Source organism: Rhodococcus sp. WB9 (genome assembly GCF_007558985.1).
Taxonomy (GTDB): Bacteria; Actinomycetota; Actinomycetes; order Mycobacteriales; family Mycobacteriaceae; genus Rhodococcus_F; species Rhodococcus_F opacus.
In genome coordinates this window covers 4,108,867-4,124,511 of the sequence record NZ_CP041769.1, presented here as the reverse complement: position 1 = coordinate 4,124,511, position 15,645 = coordinate 4,108,867, and the positions used below count along the sequence as shown (strand labels likewise).

Here is a 15,645-nt window from a genome sequence, read left to right as displayed (position 1 = left end):
GGTCCTTTACGTCAGGGTGCAGGGGTCGAGTTCGGTGGACGGCGCGGCGGGGTCCGGGTGCTCGCCGGTGAGCGCGACGGTGATGCCGGACAGGACCCGGTCGAGCAGGGCCTCCGAGGTGGCGAAGTTGATCCGGATGAACCGGTCACCGGCCTTCCCGAAGGCCGCACCGCCGTCGACGAGCACGTGCCCGGCGCGGCGGATGCGGTCGATCGGATCGTCCACCGGCAGGGCCGAGACGTTCACCCAGCTCAGATACGTGGCCTCGGGCAGGTGGTGCCGGGCCTCGGGCAGCACCCGGGTCAGGACGTCGTGGACCCGTGCGCGATTGCGGTCGAGGACGCGGATGAGGGTGTCCTGCCACGCCTGCCCGTGCTGCCATGCGGCGAGGGATCCGACTACCCCGAGAACCGAGACCGCGCCGTAGAGGTCGGGGGGTTCGTTGTCCCGGACCGCCAGCAGGTCCGTGGGGCCGTAGTGCAGCACCGCGCAGCGCAGACCGGCGAGGTTGAAAGCCTTCCCGGCCGAGGTGACCGTCACGGTGCGGGATGCGGCGTCCTTGCTGATCGACGCGAACGGGATGTGCCGGTGCGGTTGGTAGATCAGTTCGGCGTGGATCTCGTCGCTGATCACCAGCAGGCCGTATCGTTCGGCGAGTTCGGCGATGCGTTCGAGTTCGCCGCGCGTGTGCACGCGACCGGTCGGATTGTGCGGATTGACGAGGACGAGGACCTTGGGTCGATTCTGCGCCAGGGTCTGTTCGAATTCGTCGAAGTCGAGCGCCCACCCGTTCTCGGTGTCGACGAAGGGGAACTCGACGGTGCGCCGGCCCATCGTTTCGATCGTCGCCAGGAACGGCGGGTAGTTCGGGGTCTGGATCACCACCGCATCCCCAGGGCGGGTGCCGAGGTGGAGGATCAGCTGCAGCGCCTGGATCAGATCGGTCTGCTCCCGCACGTCGGCGGGGTCGACCTGCCAGCCGTAGCGGTCGGACATCCGACGGGCGAACTCGGCACGCAAGGGAGTGCCGCCCAACCAGTTCGGGTAGCCGAGGTCGCCGCGGTCGATGACGTCCTTCAGCGCATCGCGGATCTCCGGGGCAACAGGAAAGTCCATGTCGGCGACCCACGACGGGAGGGCCCCGGCTTCGACGGCGCGCGCCCATTTCACCCCGGTGCGCCGGGACAGCGCACCGAGGTCGAGGTCGTCGAATCCCGGGAACAGGGGGTGGGGTGTCGTCGAGGTGGTCACAACGCTGCTTCCACTGGGGCGGTCGACAAGGCGTCGCGGGAAACCTCGACCTGTCCGTGATGTTGGGCGAGTTCCTCGAGCACGTGGAGGAGGACCCCGTTCGGGGTCAGTTGGCGGCTCGGCCCCTCGTAGTCGGCGGGTGGGGTATTCGCCAGCGGCGCAGCGGGGTCGAAGCCGTCGAGGTCCTTCTGCAGGTTCGCCCGAAGGGCGGCGATCGTGCGGGTGAGGTCGGCGATGGTTCCCCGGGCGGTGAATTCGGCCTCTCGGTCACGGTTGCTCTCGCGGCCGCCGATCAGGTGCCCGATCCAGTAGTCGGCCACCTGGGTGCAGTGGTAGGTGATGGCCCAGGGGGAGTTCGCGCCGTCGAAGGGTGGTGCCTGATTGGCGCGGTCGTCGCCGAGTTCGCCGAGGACGGTGAGCATGCCGTCGAATGCGCGGTCGAGGAAGTACAGGTATTCGTCGGTGTTCACGGGATTCGCTTTCGTCGTGGTGGGAGTGTGCTGAAAGTCAGTAGATCTGTTCGAGGACAGCGTCTTTCGTCTCGGGCAGGCGGGTGAGCACGATCAGCGCGCCGATCGCGAACAGGACCGCGCTCGTGGAGAAGACCAGTCCGGTGCCGCCGAAGCCGAGCAGGAAGGGGACCGCGATGGGGCCGAAGACCGAACCCAGCCGTCCCAGGGCGGTGGCGGAGCCGACTCCCGCGCCGCGGCTGCGGGTGGGGAACAGTTCCGGGGTGTAGGCGAAGATCGAGGAGAACATGCCGAAGAAGAAGAACTGCAGGAACGATCCGGCGAGGATCAGCTCGAACGTGCCCGAACTCTGGCCGTAGAAGAAGGCGGCGATGCCGGATCCGATGGTGTACCCGGCCAGGCAGTAGCGCCGTCCGAGCCGCTCGATCAGGTACGCGGCCGACAGGAACCCGGGGATTCCCCACAGGGCCATGGCGAGGACGAACCCGATGCTCTTGGCGACGTCGAGGCCGTTGTCGGTCAGGAGCTTGCCGATCCAGGTCGTCAGCCCGTAGTAGCCGGTCATCAGGCAAAACCACACTGCCCATACCGTCAGGGTGCGCGCTTTGTGTGCGGGAAGGAAGAGTGCCCGGAAGCCTCCCCGTCCGGTGTCCTCGCCGTGCGCGCCGCGCACGGGTTCGGGCTCGGGTAGTGGCCGGCCGGTCGCGTCGCGTACCGCGCTTTCGATGGAGGCCAGGGTGCGTTCCGCTGCGGCCGTGTGCCCCCGGGAGACCTGCCACCGGGGTGACTCCGGCAGGTTGCGCCGAATGATCAGCGCGACCACGGCCAGGGCGGCCTGCATGAGAAAGAATCCGCGCCAACCGAACGTGGAGGCGACCAGGAGGTAGGACACCGCGCCGGCCGTGATGAAGCCGATCGGCCAGGCACCCTCGAGCAGGGCGGCGTAGCGCCCGCGCTTCGACGAGGGCATGAATTCGGCGAGGATTGCCGCGGCCACCGGGAACTCCGCTCCCATGCCGACACCGAGCAGGAATCGAAAGCTGAGCAGGGATTCGAAGTTCCACGACAGGGCGAGTCCGATGCTCGCCAGGCCCCAGGCGATGATGCTGTACTTGAAGACCCGCTGGCGTCCGAATCGGTCGGCGATGGCACCGGCCCCGACGGCTCCGAAGAACATTCCGGCGAAGCTTGCGCTGCCGAGTACCCCTGTCTGTGCTGCGGTGAGCGAGAAGTGGTGGCTGATCGGTGACAGCAGGAAAGTCATGGCGCCCAGGTCGATCGAGTCGAAGAACCAGGCGGTGGCAATCACCAGGAAGAGGTTTCGTTGCACACGACACCACGGCAGTCGTTCCATCCGGCCGGCGATCGTGGCGGTGGTCAGGGGAGGCGCGGTGGGCCCTCGTGTCGGTGCTGGGACGCGCGCATCGTCGTACATGGAATCCGGGCTCCTTTGGTGAGAACGCTGTGTGAATGAGTCCCGTCGCTGGCACCGAGACGAATCACCCTCGATAGCGTCACCACCCCAGGGGGTGACGGGAATCATGGAAGAAGTTTGAACTCGTTCGCGTCACCTGTCAAGATGGTGACGTGAACGAGTTCGTGTATGTGAGTGGACGGCATTGCCTGGATTTCGCCGGCACCATCCTGTGGCGCCGGACCCTGCGCACCGAGCTGCTCGAGAATCCGGACGATCTGCGCCGGTGGGTGGCCGGGGCGAACCTGTGCGACGAGATGGAACCGCCGTCCGCCGACAGCGTCCGCGACGCACGGCACCTCCGGGAGGCGATCTACAGCGCCGTCGGTGCGGCGCTGACCGGCAGCACCCACCGAGCGACGGAAGCCGAGGTCGGCCTCCTCAACACCGCCGCCGCGGGTCCGTTGCCCACCCTCACCCTCACCCGCGAGGGCGATACGACCAGCACCGGCACACCAGGCAACGCATTGAGCCTCCTCGCCCGGGATGCCATCGATCTGATCGGCTCCCCGGCGATGGCGAAGGTGAAGGAGTGCTCGAACCCGGACTGCACCCGGCTGTTCGTCGATCTCTCCCGCGGCTTCTCGCGCCGCTGGTGCGGAATGGCGGAGTGCGGCAACCGGATCAAGGCCGCAGACTACCGCCGCCGCAAGAAATTGCAGAGCATCGACTAGCGGCGATCAGGGCTGGCGGGTGCTTCGCTGTCCCGCCACCAGCAGAACACGAACAGGGCCAGCGATGCGACGAGTGTGGAGACCACCCACACCGTGAGGGCGATGTCGACCCATGATCCGATCGGCGGGCTTCCCGGCAGGATTCCGCGCAACGGCACGACGGCGAACAGCATCGCGGCCATCCAGCCCAGCATGTCGGTGTTGACGGCGCGCTTGCGGCGGAACGTCTGCAGCGCGACGAAGGCGGCGAGGCTCGCCAGGATCGTCATCATCAGCAGCAGGATTCCGGCGTAGATCAGGTTCCCGCCCGTGCGCGCGAACATCAGCGCGGCGCCGGTGCCGTTCCGGGAGAGGTCCGTGTCGACCGCCACCGCCTCGGCGCGTGCCTTCCACCCGTCGACCCGGCCCTCCAGCAGCAGGGCCGTGGGCACCAGTTCACGGTCGGCGCCGAGCCCCTGATACGCCTCCACCACCATCGGATTCACCTCGAACCGGTCGAACGGCCAGTACGCCGCGTTGCCGGTGGCGATGAACTCGGTATCGAAGGTCGTGGCCGAGGCGCCCGCCCGGAAGACGATCTCCTCGTGGCTGGTGCTCGGGATGAGAAGCAGCGTGATGTCCCGGTTCAGTGTGTCGCCGTTGGCGTGGAGGAAATTCTCACCGACGGTGATCGTCACCTCGGCCTGCACCCGGTCGGTCGTCGGCTGCAGCGACTTCGCCGTCACGAGGACCACGACCTCGTCGCTACCGATCTCGAACGGTCCGTCGTCGTCGCCGGTGCGGCTGCTCAACCCGTACACGGTGAGCGACGCGGCGTAGATCAGCGCGAGGAGAAGCGCCGGGACGGCCCACTGAAGGCGGTGATGTTTCGAGTTCATGGAAGTCGGCGAATCACAGCGTGGCGGAGACGTTCTCGGGGTCGATCAGGATCTTCGCGTGCATCTCGGGGCTGCCGAGCGCGGTGAACGCGGATTCGACACCGGCCAACCCGACCGTGCCGGTGATCAGCGGCGTCGGATCGACCTTTCCGTCGGCGAGCATCTGGAGTGTGTCGCGGAATTCGCGGGGATCGTAGGCGATGGCGAAGCGAAGGTCGATCTCCTTGTTGATCGCCAGTGCGGGCCGGAAGGTGTCGGTCTCCATGCAGACCCCGACCACGACGACACGTGACCGCAGCGGCGCCCCGGCCAGTATGCCGTCGATGACTCCGGGCATGCCGACGCACTCGAAGACGACCGGCCCGGACGGTGTCGCGCCCACCGCGTCGGCGAGGGTGAAGGCATGCCACCACGGCAGCTTCGGGATGCGACGCAGCTTCTCCATGGTGTCCAGCCCGAGGGCGAGCACCTCCGTGATGGAGGTCGTCTCCCTGCGCCGCGGATACGACGTCCAGGGCGACGCCGCGGCAGGATCGACCACGACGTCGGCACCGCATTGCCGGGCGAGTTCCCGCCGACGGGTGGAGAAGTCGGCGGCCACCACGGCGCGGACGCCGGACGCCTTCAGCATGCTGATCACGGCGAGACCAATCGGGCCGCATCCGATGACGATCGCGGTCCGGCGCCTGCCGACGTCACCCTTCCGCACCGCGTGCCACGCCACCGCCATCGGCTCGGTCAGCGCGGCCTTCTCCGCCGACAGCCCGTTGGGCACCGGCAGGGTCATCGACTCCTGCACCACCACCTGCTCCGCGTAGCCGCCCGGAGCCGAGGCCGACAGCCCGGTCAGGTGGATGTCCGAACCGGTGCGGACGACGGGCAACGCAACCACCGCGGTACCCACCGGCCACCGTTTCCGGCAGCCGGGCCCGTAGTGCGCAATGGTGCCGCTGAACTCGTGCCCGAGTACGACTCGCTGGTGGGAGCGCATGAAGTCGCGGTAGCCGGTCTCGGCCGCCAGTTCCGCCATCTCGTCGGCGTGCACGCGGGCGTGCAGGTCCGAGCCGCAGATCCCGCACCGGGACACATCGATCAGCACCTGACCCCGGGCCGGGATCGGAGCCGGGATGTCACCCACCTCCAGGCGAGTCTCGGTGCAGATGACAGCCTTCATGCTGGGCTCCTCGGGTGCGGCGCGTTGGGCCTCCGCTCCGAACGTAGAACACTCCCGACGCCCACACACCACGATTGCCGAATGGTCGCCACAGGGGTTGTCCCGTCCCGGCGATGGGTGTAGACCGACAGCATGAGCGTCCTCGGTCAGATGGACTCGTTTCGTCGCGTCTTTCCCACCGCCCGCCGCAACCGGTCAGACCTGTTGCGCTGGTTGCGGCGCCGTCCGCAGCAACTCGCCGCTGTCGGGTTCCACGAGTTCGCGCTCGCGACCAGCGCCAGGGTCGACCCCCGCCTCAAGGCGCTCGGCGAGATCAAAGCGGCCGCGCTGACCAACTGCGAGTACTGCCTCGACATCGGATCGGCATTCAGCCGCGCTCTCGGAGTGAGTGACGCCCAGTTGCGCGCCCTCCCGACATTTCGTGAGAGCAGCGAATTCGACGACACCGAGAAGCTGGTGCTGGAGTTCGCCGAGGCCATCACCCGCACGCCCGCCCACATCGGCGAGGACCTGCGACGCGCACTGCTCGCAGAGTTCTCCGAGGCGCAACTGACCGAACTCGCCGCGGCCATCGCCTGGGAGAACCACCGCGGACGTCTCAATCAGGCGCTCGGTGTGCGTCCCTCGGGTTTCTCCGAGAGCGACTTCTGCGTCGTGCCCGAGCGGTAGCCGACGGAGTCTCCGAACTCGGTCCGATCGACGCCAGATAGTCAGCGGCAGCGGGAACGCGACAACCCGTCGAGCACGAAACCCAGCCCGATGCCGAGCATCCACACGTCCTTGGCGACGGCGATGCCGTTGTCGTTGGGCCAGATGCTGCCGGGGTTGCGCAGCGCGGGTGTTCTCGCGTACATCGCCACGAGGCCGCCGGAGAACCCGGTGAGCGCCGCCCCGGCCACCGCGGTGGGCACGAACGGGGTGAGTAGCGCTGCGCCCGTGCCTATCTCGGCGATCGACAGGAACCTGACGAATCGTTCCGGCGGAATCGCATTCAGGAACGGGAACGCTCCCGCCGCCATCGCGTGGATGGTCTCGGCGGTCTGTGTGTCCGCCGACCGTTTCTGAATCCCCGTGTGGAGGATGAAGCCCCCGGTCGCGATGCGTGCGGGAAGGTCGCCGAGTCTCGTCAGTCGCATGGTGGTCTCCTACCGTCCGGGTCGAACCAGAGAACTGTGCCTCTCCCAGCCTCCCACTCGGTCGACGGCCGGGAGCGGTTTCGACGAAGCAGGGGCGCCTGCTGATCGTCGCCGCGCCCCTCGCGGAGCCGCGGCGACGACGGTGCGTGACCGGCGGCTCAGTGGGCGAGGACGACGGCCCCGTCCGTGTCGGCGGCCTCTGACCCCGAACCGGGTGCGCTCAGCTGCGAAATCCGGCGGGGCAACGCGAAGGCCACGATCGCGCCCAGTAGTGCGGAGATCGCGCCGATCACGAACGCGATCGTGATGCCGGTGTCCGTGTAGAAGACCGCCCCCTGCATGACGGTCGCGATGTGCGAGTTCAACACCGAGAAGGCGATCACCGGAAGGATGGCGGGCAGGATGCTCTGGAACACCGCCACCATGCTCGCCGTCGTCGCCTGCAATTGCGGCGGCACCGCGGCGATGAGCAGGTTCGGGATGGAGGCGTACCCCATGCCCATTCCCACGCCGAGGAGTGCGGCGAATCCGATCAGGAGTGCCTTGTCGTCGTGGATCATCGCCGTGAGCAGGCAGGCGGCGGCCATCACGAGCATGCCCACGACCATCAGGACCCGGGGGCGGACGTTCCGGGGAACCAGGGTTCCGACGACGAGTCCGCCGATTACCACGGCGCCACCCAACGGTGCCTGGAAGATCGCGAATCCCTCTGCGCTGATGCCGAATCCGTAACCGAGACCCAGGATCGCCGGGGTCATGCACATCATCGGGAGCATGATCGTGAACACCGAGGACGTGCCGTAGCAGAAGCCCGCGCCGAGTGCCGTCAGGAACACCGGCCGCTTACCGAAGAACCGGATGTCGATCAGTGGGTCCGCGAGCAGGCGTGCGGACACGATCCACGCCACCAGCAGGGCCACACCGCCGGCGATGAATCCGATCGTCGACCCCGACGTCCAGCCCCACGAGGGCCCGAAGCTCACCCCGACGAGGATGCCGGCGAGTCCGGCGCCGAGGAGCGCCGCACCGATCAGGTCGATGCGGGAGCGCAGGCGCACGGGCGACTCCCCGGTCGTCGCCCGGATCAGGACGCTGAGGCTCACCAGGCCGGCGACGAAGAACCAGAAGATACTCCGGAAGCCGAAATTGTCGATCAACCAGCCGGTGAAGAACGGCGCGGGGATCGCGATGAGTCCCATGCCGCTCGTGGCGATGCTGACCGCCAACGCCACAGTCCGGGCGGGGAAGACGTCACGGATGAGCGAGTAGCTCAGGAACAGGCAGGGCACGAGCAGACCGGTGAGTGCGCGGCCGGCGATCAGCACTGCGTACGTCGGTGCTATCGCCGAGATCAGCGACCCGAGCGCCGACAGGCCCACGGCCGTCAGCAGGAGCTTGCGCTTGCCGTGCGTGTCGGCGAGCTTGCCGATCAGCGGGCAGGTGATCGCTCCCACCAGCAGGAACGACGTGAGCAACCACGCGCCCTGGGTCGTCCGGTAGTGGGTGACGATCTGCGGCAATGCGATCGAGATCATCATGTAGCTGACCGCGAGCATCTCCAGAAGCAACACGATCGAGGCGAGCGAGAAGATCAGGCGGGGCGTCCATCGCTCGGTGGTCGCATGGGTGACCATCATCGGGTCCTTTCGAATACCTGCCCGGGACTCGGGGCGGTGCCGCGGCACAGCGGCGGCCCGAGCCGGGCGGTAGGGGTGGGTGGTCACATTCGGTGGTCGAAGTCTCGTGAATGTGTAATTGACATCACAGTTCTCGGGGATGCGGCACGCCATGCGGCGTTCCGCCCAGCGGGAAACCGACCGGAGTGCGTGTTCGCCGGTTGACGCGAATCGGTGGTTCCCGGTCCCCACTCGAGCCATGATCGACTCATGGCCGAAACACAGCGCGAGAAGGAGTTCCACCGGCTGAGAACGCCACGCTCGGCGGCCGTCGCGGGGATCGTCTTCGCCGTGCTGTTCGCAACCAGCCTCGTTCTGCTGCGGACCGCGCTGCCGGCGGACCCGTTCGACGAAACACCCTGGGTGGGGAGCGGCGAGACGCGGATCAAGGCGGCCCTGCTGCTTGCTCCGTTCGCGGGGATCGCGTTCCTCTGGTTCATCGGCGTCATCCGCGACCGGCTCGGTGACCTCGAGGACCGATTCTTCGCGACGGTGTTCCTCGGCAGCGGATTGCTGTTTCTCGCGATGGGTTTCGTCTCGATGGGGGTGGCGGGCGGCGTACTCGCCATTGCCCGCCACTCGGGCAGCTCCGCGAACGAGATCGTCTACTTCGGCCGCGAGATCATGCTGCAGATCAACCACGTCTACGCGCTGCGTATGGCCGCGGTGTTCATGATCTCGCTGGGGACGATCTGGCTGCGGACCGGCCTGATGCCGCGATGGCTCGTCGTGACCACGTATTTGCTGGCTCTGGCTCTGCTGGTGATCGTCGACTTCAGCCTGTGGACGACATTGGCATTCCCGGCGTGGGTGCTGCTGGTCAGCGTCTACATTCTGGTCACCGGACGCCGCGCGAGCGCGGTCGCCGACCGATCGCTCAGGTCCGCGCCGGCGTCGTGGAGACGAAGTCGTCGATGATCTCGACCACCGCGGCGGGATCCTCGAGGTGGGGATAGTGCCCGACCCCGTCGAGGACGGCGAGCCGGCTCCCGGGAATCGCCTCGTGCGCCGCATATCCGTGCGCGACCGGGATGATGCCGTCCGAATCGCCCCAGATCAGTTGCGTCGGGAGACCCTCGTTCAGGTACAGGCGGCTCAGCGCGCTCACCGCCTGCCCCCGATGGTCGACGACTGCTCGGAGCGTCCGCAGAAACGCCTGCCGGGTGGCCGAATCGGACAGTGACGAGTAGGCGTTCCACATCTCGTCGCCGCGTACCGAGTGGATCCCGACCGCCGAAAGCCAGCCACGGACCTTGTTGCCGGCGTCACGAACCACCGGGGGCGCCACCAACGGCAGGAGAAACTCGGACCCCGGCGCCGCCAGCAACCGCAGGGTCCAGTTCACGTCCGGTCCCAGTCCGCCGCTGCCGATGAGGACCAGTCGGTCACACAGCTCGGGATGCTGGTAGCTGAACTGCATCGCCACCCCGCCGCCGAGGGATTGACCGATCACGGTCACCCGTTCGATGTCCAATTCGTGCAGGAGGTCGCGCAGCCAGGCGGCGAACGCGCCCAGCGAGTAGTCGCCGCGAGGCTTCGCGGAATCACCGTGGCCGGGCAGGTCCGGCACCAGGACCCGGTACCGCTGCGCCAACTGCGGAAGAATCGCACGCCACGTCGCAGAACTTCCCGCCATCCCGTGGACGAGCAGCAGTGCCTCGCCCTCACCGCTCATCCGGTATGCGACTGCCTCCCCGTGCAGTGCGAGGTGCTGGAGTTGGGACATACAACGACCTCCCGATCGGGTGATGCTGCGGCCTCTTCGGTAACGATAGGGGAGTTTCGCTCGATATCGTCATCAACTGCGGCGTGGGAACTTGATCTCAGCCCCCGGTTGATCTAGCTGGCACCCCAACGCAAGGCTCGAAAAGCAGGAGGAACCCGCATGAACTCTGTGTCGAGCCCGGCCATCGCGCGTCCGCGTGTTCTGCTGATCGACGCCGACGTCGAGACATCTCTCGTCGACCGCCTTCGGGATGGGGGATTCTTCGTCACGAGGACGTACGCGGAACCGGTGCGATCGCGGATCGAACCTCCCGACGTGGTCATCGTCGACGCGCGATCGCCGCATCTCGACGCCGACACCACGGTGCGGGCGTTGAAAGCGATGCGATTCGCGCTCGCCATCGTGGTGATCGGCACCTTCCGTTCCGGCGACCGCCGCAGTGACCTCCTCGAGGCCGGCGCCGATGACGTGATGGAGATGCCGGTCGGGGCGGACGAACTCGTCGCACGGCTCCGCGCGATCCTCCGCCGGGTGAAGCCCGACGTGTCCGCACAGGCACCTGCCGGCGCGCAGGACGTCTGCCTGTGCGAGGAGCCGCACGAACCCGACCACGACGGGCTGCGCACCACCCTGACCAGGACGGAATTCGTCCTCTTCACCGTGCTCGCCCAGAATGTCGGCCGAGTCGTCACCCGCCGCGACCTCATGCTCATGGTGTGGGGTGTGACGGTCGAATCGAAGACGAACGTCCTCAATGCCTATGTCTGCTCGCTGCGGCGGAAGCTGGTGGCCGTCGGATCGCCGTACGTCGTCCACACCGTGCGCGGCGTGGGATTCGCGCTCGGCGAGGTCGAACGTCCGGGGAGCATCGATTCCGTCCGTCAGGTGCCTGTCGCCGCCTCGTGACACGGACCCGGCTGCGCGAAGAATTCGAGCGCCCGTTCGAGCACGACATCCGGCGTCTCGTCGACGAGGAAATGTGCGGCGCCGTCGACGAATTCGACACCGAAGTCGTCGGTGCGCTCCTCGAATCCGCCGAGGAACTCCGGGCGTACGATGGGGTCTTCGGCGCCGATGAGCGCCCGGGTGGGGGTGCTGAGCCGGCAGTGCCTGTACGTGCCGGTCATGATCCGCGCGGCCTCGCGCATGATGAAGCAGCGGTAGAGAGCGGACGCCGCGTCGGCGCGGGCCGGTTCGCGCAGCCGTTCGGCGAACAGTTCGATGTCCCGCTCCGACCAGGCGTTCCGGTTCGTGGTGAAACCCCGCAGCACGTGGTAGGTCAGCCGTTGATGTCCCCGGCCGAGCAGGCGTGGACCGAGGAACGGTGCGGCGATCACGGGTTGGAACCAGCCGTGCCGGGCGATCGTCAGCAGCAGCCGTGGGTCGAACCGCACGAACGGGTGAGGGGCGCCGAGGCTCACGTACTTCCGGACACGGTGGGGCGCGCTCAGGCACAGCTCGTATCCGAGCAGTGCGCCCCAGTCGTGCGCGATCAGGCAGACCCGGTCGAGTTCGAGTGCGTCCAGCAGCGCCACGACGTCGGCGAGCAACTTCTCGCAGTCGTATCCGGTGGGCGGGGCGTCGGTCCAGCCGGCGCCGCGAAGATCCGGGCAGATCACCCGGTAGTGCGCGGTCAGCCCCGGGAGTATTCCGCGCCACTCCCACCAGTGCTGGGGGAAGCCGTGGAGCAGCACCACCGGTTCGCCGTGACCGGCCTCGGCCACGTGCATGCGCAGGCCGGGGAGTCGGAGGTAGCGGTGCCGGACACCGTCCAATGCAGGAAAGGTGTTGTCCGGCTCGCCGTTCGGGCCGGAAAGTCTGTCGTTTTCGCGGGCCGCGTGTCTCATGACCTCACATTACTACGATCATAGTGCCAAGTCACTATGTTTATAGTAACGGTGTGACGCCAACGAGAACGAGAGCGCTCGACGCAGCGATCGACCTGGTCGGAACCGAGGGTCTGCGATCGCTCACCCACGCCCGGGTCGACGAACGCGCCGACCTCCCGAAGGGAACCACGTCCAACTACTTCCGTACCCGGGCGGCGCTGCTCACCGGCACCGTCGACGCGATCGTGGAACGCGAGATGTCCGAAGTCGGCGTGCTGGCACCGTCATCCGCAGACGACCTCGTCGACGCGCTCTGCCGTCTGATCGACTACACGACCGTCGCCAACCGAACCGTCACCGCCGCCCGGCTGGTCCTGTTCCTGGAGGCCAGCCACGACCCTGCTCTCCGGGAAGTGCTGGCGCGCGGACGCACAGCCATGGAGGCTTCGGCGGTCTCGGCATTCCACCGGCTGGGAGCACGGGATCCGCAGACCGCCGCCACCGCGGTCATGGCCTGCGCAGAGGGGGTGATCCTGCATCGCATCGCCCGGTGGGACACCACGGATCCGCGGCCGACGTTCACACTGGTGGTGCGGGCTGCGCTGAACTGACGTCCCGCGTTCGCCGCCGAGAGTCGCTAGCCAGAGCGGTCACCTCAGGTCGCGTCGGCGGAAGCCGATCAATCCGACTGTGACGAGTGCGGCCGCGATGACCGATTCCCACACGATCGGTGCCGGGTCGAACGCCCCACCAGGAAGTGTCGGAAGGTGACCGAATGGTTCCAGGTCGAGGACCCAGGCCGGGAGGCCGGCGAGGGAGCCGACCGTGAAGATCAGGATGAACGCTACATAGACGGCCCATGCGGCGGGCGCGAGGCGGGGCAGCAGTCCGAACAGTGCCACGGCTACTCCGGCCGCTATCCAGATCGCGGGAAGTTGAACCAGTGCGCCGGCGACCGTCGCGGGGAGCTTGTCCGCGGTGTCCCCGACGGACGCGCCGTACGTCACTCCGACGGCGACCCCGGCGACGACGATGGCGACGGCTGGGCCGAGCACCGCGAACAGCAGGTGGCTCAGTGCCCACCGGACGCGGCCGACCGCGCCCGCGATCACCGGCTCGCTGCGTTGCGCGGTTTCCTCGTAATGGAGCCGGAGGGCGGCGGAAATCGCGTATGCCGACGCGGCGATGCCCAGCATGGTGAGCGCGAAGGCGACGAAGACGTCCTCCACGGTTGCATTTCCGCCGAGGCGGGCAAGGAAGTCGTTGATCGTCCGGCTGTCGCCGAGTTGGTTGCCGAGTCCGTGGGCGGCACTGCCGAACAACAGTCCGTACAGGAGCAGGGCGACGGTCCACGCGAGCAGTGTCCCGCGGTGCATCCGCCACGCCAGACCGATGGGCCCCGCGAGAGCCGGCCCGGCGGTCTCGCCGCCGGGGCGTTCCGCGATGAGTCCGCCACCGACGTCGCGGCGGCGAAGCAGCACGTAGGCGCCGGCGGTCGACGCCGCGGTCGCTGCCACATGCAGCAGGAGAACCCACCACCGCTCCTCGGCGAACGGGCGCAGCTGCAACGACCAGCCCTGCGGCGACCACCACGACAATGTCCCGGAACCGGCATCACCGACGGCGCGGAGCGCAAAGAACACTCCGAGTGCGCCCAGCGCGACGCCGCGGGCCGTGCGGGCGGAGGTGGTCAACTGCGCGGCGACGGCGGCTACGCCGGTGAACACGAGACCGCTTGCGGCCAGGGCGGCTCCGTAGCCGATCGAGCCGGCCGGCGGCAGGTCGAACATGCGCAACACGACGGCGAATGCGGTGCCCGTCACGATCGACGCACCCGCGGCCACGACGATCGCGGCGGTCAGTCCGGAGTATCGGCCGACCGCGGTCGAATCGATCAGCTCGGCGCGACCGGATTCCTCCTCGGCCCGGGTGTGCCGGATCACGGTCAGGATCACCGCGACGGCGATCACGGTGTACAGCGCCCCGGCCTTCCAGATCGCCACCGCCCCGGGACTGGGGTTGAATATGGGTCCGTATGGCGATCTGGGCGGGACTGGCGGCGGTCGCCGCCGCAAACTTCGCCAGATCGGCCGCCGTCGGGTAGACCGATTTGATGCTGCCGGCATAGGTGATCGGCATCAGTACGCCGATGATCACGGTCCACAACGGAAGCACGACCCTGTCGCGGCGCAGGCAGAGTCGAAGAAGGTGCAGTGTGCCGGCGAAGTCCGCAGTGAGCTCCGCGCGCACCCCGGCAGCGTCGCGGGGGCCGGTCACGGACGCGGTGGTCATGTCCGCTCCTTCACCCTGCCGGCTGTCGGCTCGTCCGGGGCGCCACCCACCCGATAGTGCCGCAGGAACAACTCCTCCAACGTGGGCGGCGTGCTGACCAGGCTTCGGACACCGGTGTCCCCGAGCACCCGGATCAGCCGGCCGAGGCCTGCGCTGTCGACCTGACACTGCAGCGAGCTGCCGCTGATCACGATATCCGCGACGCCGGGGATGTGGTGCAGGTCGCCCGGGTCGCCGAGCAGTTCGGCGGTGATCGAAGTGCGGCTGAGGTGACGCATCGAGTCGACGGCGCCGCTGTCGACTGTCTTGCCTTCACGGATGATCGTCACCCGATGGCAGAGCGCCTCGACCTCGGAGAGGATGTGGCTCGACAACAGGATGGTGGCGCCGCGGTCGACCGCTTCGCGGGCGCACTCGCGGAAGACTTGCTCCATCAATGGGTCCAGACCGGAGGTGGGTTCGTCGAGGAGCAGAACTCTGGCGTGTGACGAGAGGGCCGACACCAGGGCTACCTTCTGCCGGTTACCTTTGGAGTAGCTCCGCGCCTTCTTGCGCGGATCCAGATCGAACCGATCGATGAGTTCTCCGCGGCGTTGTTCGTCGAGTCCGCCGCGCAATCGTGCCAGCAGGTCGATCGTTTCGCCACCGGACAAGGACGGCCACAGTGTGACGTCGCCGGGCACGTAGGCCACTTCACGGTGAAGCGTGACTGCATCGGACCACGGATCGCGACCGAGCATCCGGGCCTGACCCGACGTGGCACGCAGGATCCCGAGCAGTACACGGATGGTGGTGGATTTTCCGGAACCGTTCGGCCCGAGGAAACCGTGGATCTCGCCTTTGTCGACGGTGAGATCCAACCCGTCCAGTGCGTGAACGTGACCGAAGTGTTTGTGAAGACTGTGCACTTCTATGACGTGGTGCATGTCAGCTCCTGTCCTGCTCAACTGTCGCTGATCCACCGGCCGGTGTACTAGGGCCTTTCGTCCGCGTTCTTTCGTTGCCGCAAACACGCGCGACCATCGGGCGAGGTGGTGACCAATGACCCTGACGCGCCGATGGAGC

15 protein-coding genes and 1 pseudogene are annotated in these 15,645 nt (G+C 67.6%); 5 read left to right on the top strand and 11 right to left on the bottom strand.

All coding sequences use genetic code 11. The features are described 5' to 3' along the window. Positions 1-6 precede the first annotated feature (6 nt). Genes FND50_RS19100 through FND50_RS19090 form a run of 3 tightly spaced genes read right to left on the bottom strand, consistent with a single transcriptional unit; the run spans position 7 to position 3,156 of the window. Positions 7-1,251: a MalY/PatB family protein gene (locus FND50_RS19100; RefSeq protein WP_144286728.1), complete on the bottom strand. Its 1,245-nt coding sequence runs from the start codon at positions 1,249-1,251 to the stop codon at positions 7-9. Beyond that, positions 1,248-1,721: a DinB family protein gene (locus FND50_RS19095; protein ID WP_144286727.1), complete on the bottom strand. Its 474-nt coding sequence runs from the start codon at positions 1,719-1,721 to the stop codon at positions 1,248-1,250. Before FND50_RS19095 ends, FND50_RS19100 begins: the two co-directional genes overlap by 4 nt. A 37-nt stretch (positions 1,722-1,758) precedes the next feature. Continuing rightward, positions 1,759-3,156 (bottom strand): MFS transporter, encoded by a 1,398-nt coding sequence (locus FND50_RS19090; RefSeq protein WP_144286726.1) that lies wholly within the window; start codon positions 3,154-3,156, stop codon positions 1,759-1,761. A gap of 152 nt (positions 3,157-3,308) precedes the next feature. Here FND50_RS19090 and FND50_RS19085 point away from each other — a divergent pair, with 152 nt between their 5' ends. Further along, positions 3,309-3,869: an ABATE domain-containing protein gene (locus FND50_RS19085; RefSeq protein WP_005561455.1), complete on the top strand. Its 561-nt coding sequence runs from the start codon at positions 3,309-3,311 to the stop codon at positions 3,867-3,869. Here the strand turns inward: FND50_RS19085 and FND50_RS19080 are convergent. Both FND50_RS19080 and FND50_RS19075 read right to left on the bottom strand, forming a co-directional pair. Further along, positions 3,866-4,747 carry a DUF4436 family protein gene (locus FND50_RS19080; RefSeq protein WP_144286725.1) on the bottom strand — a complete coding sequence of 294 codons (882 nt, stop codon included), beginning with the start codon at positions 4,745-4,747 and terminating at the stop codon, positions 3,866-3,868. The genes FND50_RS19085 and FND50_RS19080 overlap by 4 nt on opposite strands. 13 nt (positions 4,748-4,760) lie before the next feature. Continuing rightward, positions 4,761-5,921, bottom strand: coding sequence for a zinc-binding dehydrogenase (locus FND50_RS19075; protein ID WP_144286724.1), 1,161 nt, complete (start codon positions 5,919-5,921; stop codon positions 4,761-4,763). A gap of 132 nt (positions 5,922-6,053) precedes the next feature. Here FND50_RS19075 and FND50_RS19070 point away from each other — a divergent pair, with 132 nt between their 5' ends. Continuing rightward, on the top strand, positions 6,054-6,590 hold the full coding sequence (locus FND50_RS19070) for a carboxymuconolactone decarboxylase family protein (protein ID WP_144286723.1): 537 nt from the start codon (positions 6,054-6,056) through the stop codon (positions 6,588-6,590). 41 nt (positions 6,591-6,631) lie between these two features. On the opposite strand, the gene FND50_RS19065 is transcribed toward FND50_RS19070, so the two are convergent. Beyond that, positions 6,632-7,057: a hypothetical protein gene (locus FND50_RS19065; protein WP_144286722.1), complete on the bottom strand. Its 426-nt coding sequence runs from the start codon at positions 7,055-7,057 to the stop codon at positions 6,632-6,634. Between the two features lie 158 nt (positions 7,058-7,215). Then, positions 7,216-8,694 (bottom strand): MFS transporter, encoded by a 1,479-nt coding sequence (locus FND50_RS19060; RefSeq protein ID WP_144286721.1) that lies wholly within the window; start codon positions 8,692-8,694, stop codon positions 7,216-7,218. 249 nt (positions 8,695-8,943) lie between these two features. Here FND50_RS19060 and FND50_RS19055 point away from each other — a divergent pair, with 249 nt between their 5' ends. Next, positions 8,944-9,651, top strand: coding sequence for a hypothetical protein (locus tag FND50_RS19055; protein WP_144286720.1), 708 nt, complete (start codon positions 8,944-8,946; stop codon positions 9,649-9,651). Here FND50_RS19055 and FND50_RS19050 read toward each other — a convergent pair. Continuing rightward, positions 9,611-10,459 carry an alpha/beta fold hydrolase gene (locus FND50_RS19050; protein WP_144286719.1) on the bottom strand — a complete coding sequence of 283 codons (849 nt, stop codon included), beginning with the start codon at positions 10,457-10,459 and terminating at the stop codon, positions 9,611-9,613. The genes FND50_RS19055 and FND50_RS19050 overlap by 41 nt on opposite strands. A 159-nt stretch (positions 10,460-10,618) precedes the next feature. Between FND50_RS19050 and FND50_RS19045 the strand changes: the two genes are divergently transcribed. After that, positions 10,619-11,365 carry a response regulator transcription factor gene (locus FND50_RS19045; RefSeq protein WP_144286718.1) on the top strand — a complete coding sequence of 249 codons (747 nt, stop codon included), beginning with the start codon at positions 10,619-10,621 and terminating at the stop codon, positions 11,363-11,365. Here the strand turns inward: FND50_RS19045 and FND50_RS19040 are convergent. Then, positions 11,341-12,306, bottom strand: a complete 966-nt coding sequence (locus FND50_RS19040) for an alpha/beta fold hydrolase (protein ID WP_144286717.1) — start codon at positions 12,304-12,306, stop codon at positions 11,341-11,343. The genes FND50_RS19045 and FND50_RS19040 overlap by 25 nt on opposite strands. A 53-nt stretch (positions 12,307-12,359) precedes the next feature. On the opposite strand from FND50_RS19040, the gene FND50_RS19035 reads away from it, so the two are divergent. After that, positions 12,360-12,899: a TetR/AcrR family transcriptional regulator gene (locus tag FND50_RS19035; RefSeq protein ID WP_144286716.1), complete on the top strand. Its 540-nt coding sequence runs from the start codon at positions 12,360-12,362 to the stop codon at positions 12,897-12,899. Between the two features lie 39 nt (positions 12,900-12,938). Here the strand turns inward: FND50_RS19035 and FND50_RS19030 are convergent. Both FND50_RS19030 and FND50_RS19025 read right to left on the bottom strand, forming a co-directional pair. Then, positions 12,939-14,580, bottom strand: a pseudogene (locus tag FND50_RS19030) (ABC transporter permease). Next, positions 14,577-15,506 carry an ABC transporter ATP-binding protein gene (locus FND50_RS19025; protein WP_144286715.1) on the bottom strand — a complete coding sequence of 310 codons (930 nt, stop codon included), beginning with the start codon at positions 15,504-15,506 and terminating at the stop codon, positions 14,577-14,579. Before FND50_RS19025 ends, FND50_RS19030 begins: the two are co-directional and overlap by 4 nt. Between the last annotated feature and the right edge of the window lie 139 nt (positions 15,507-15,645).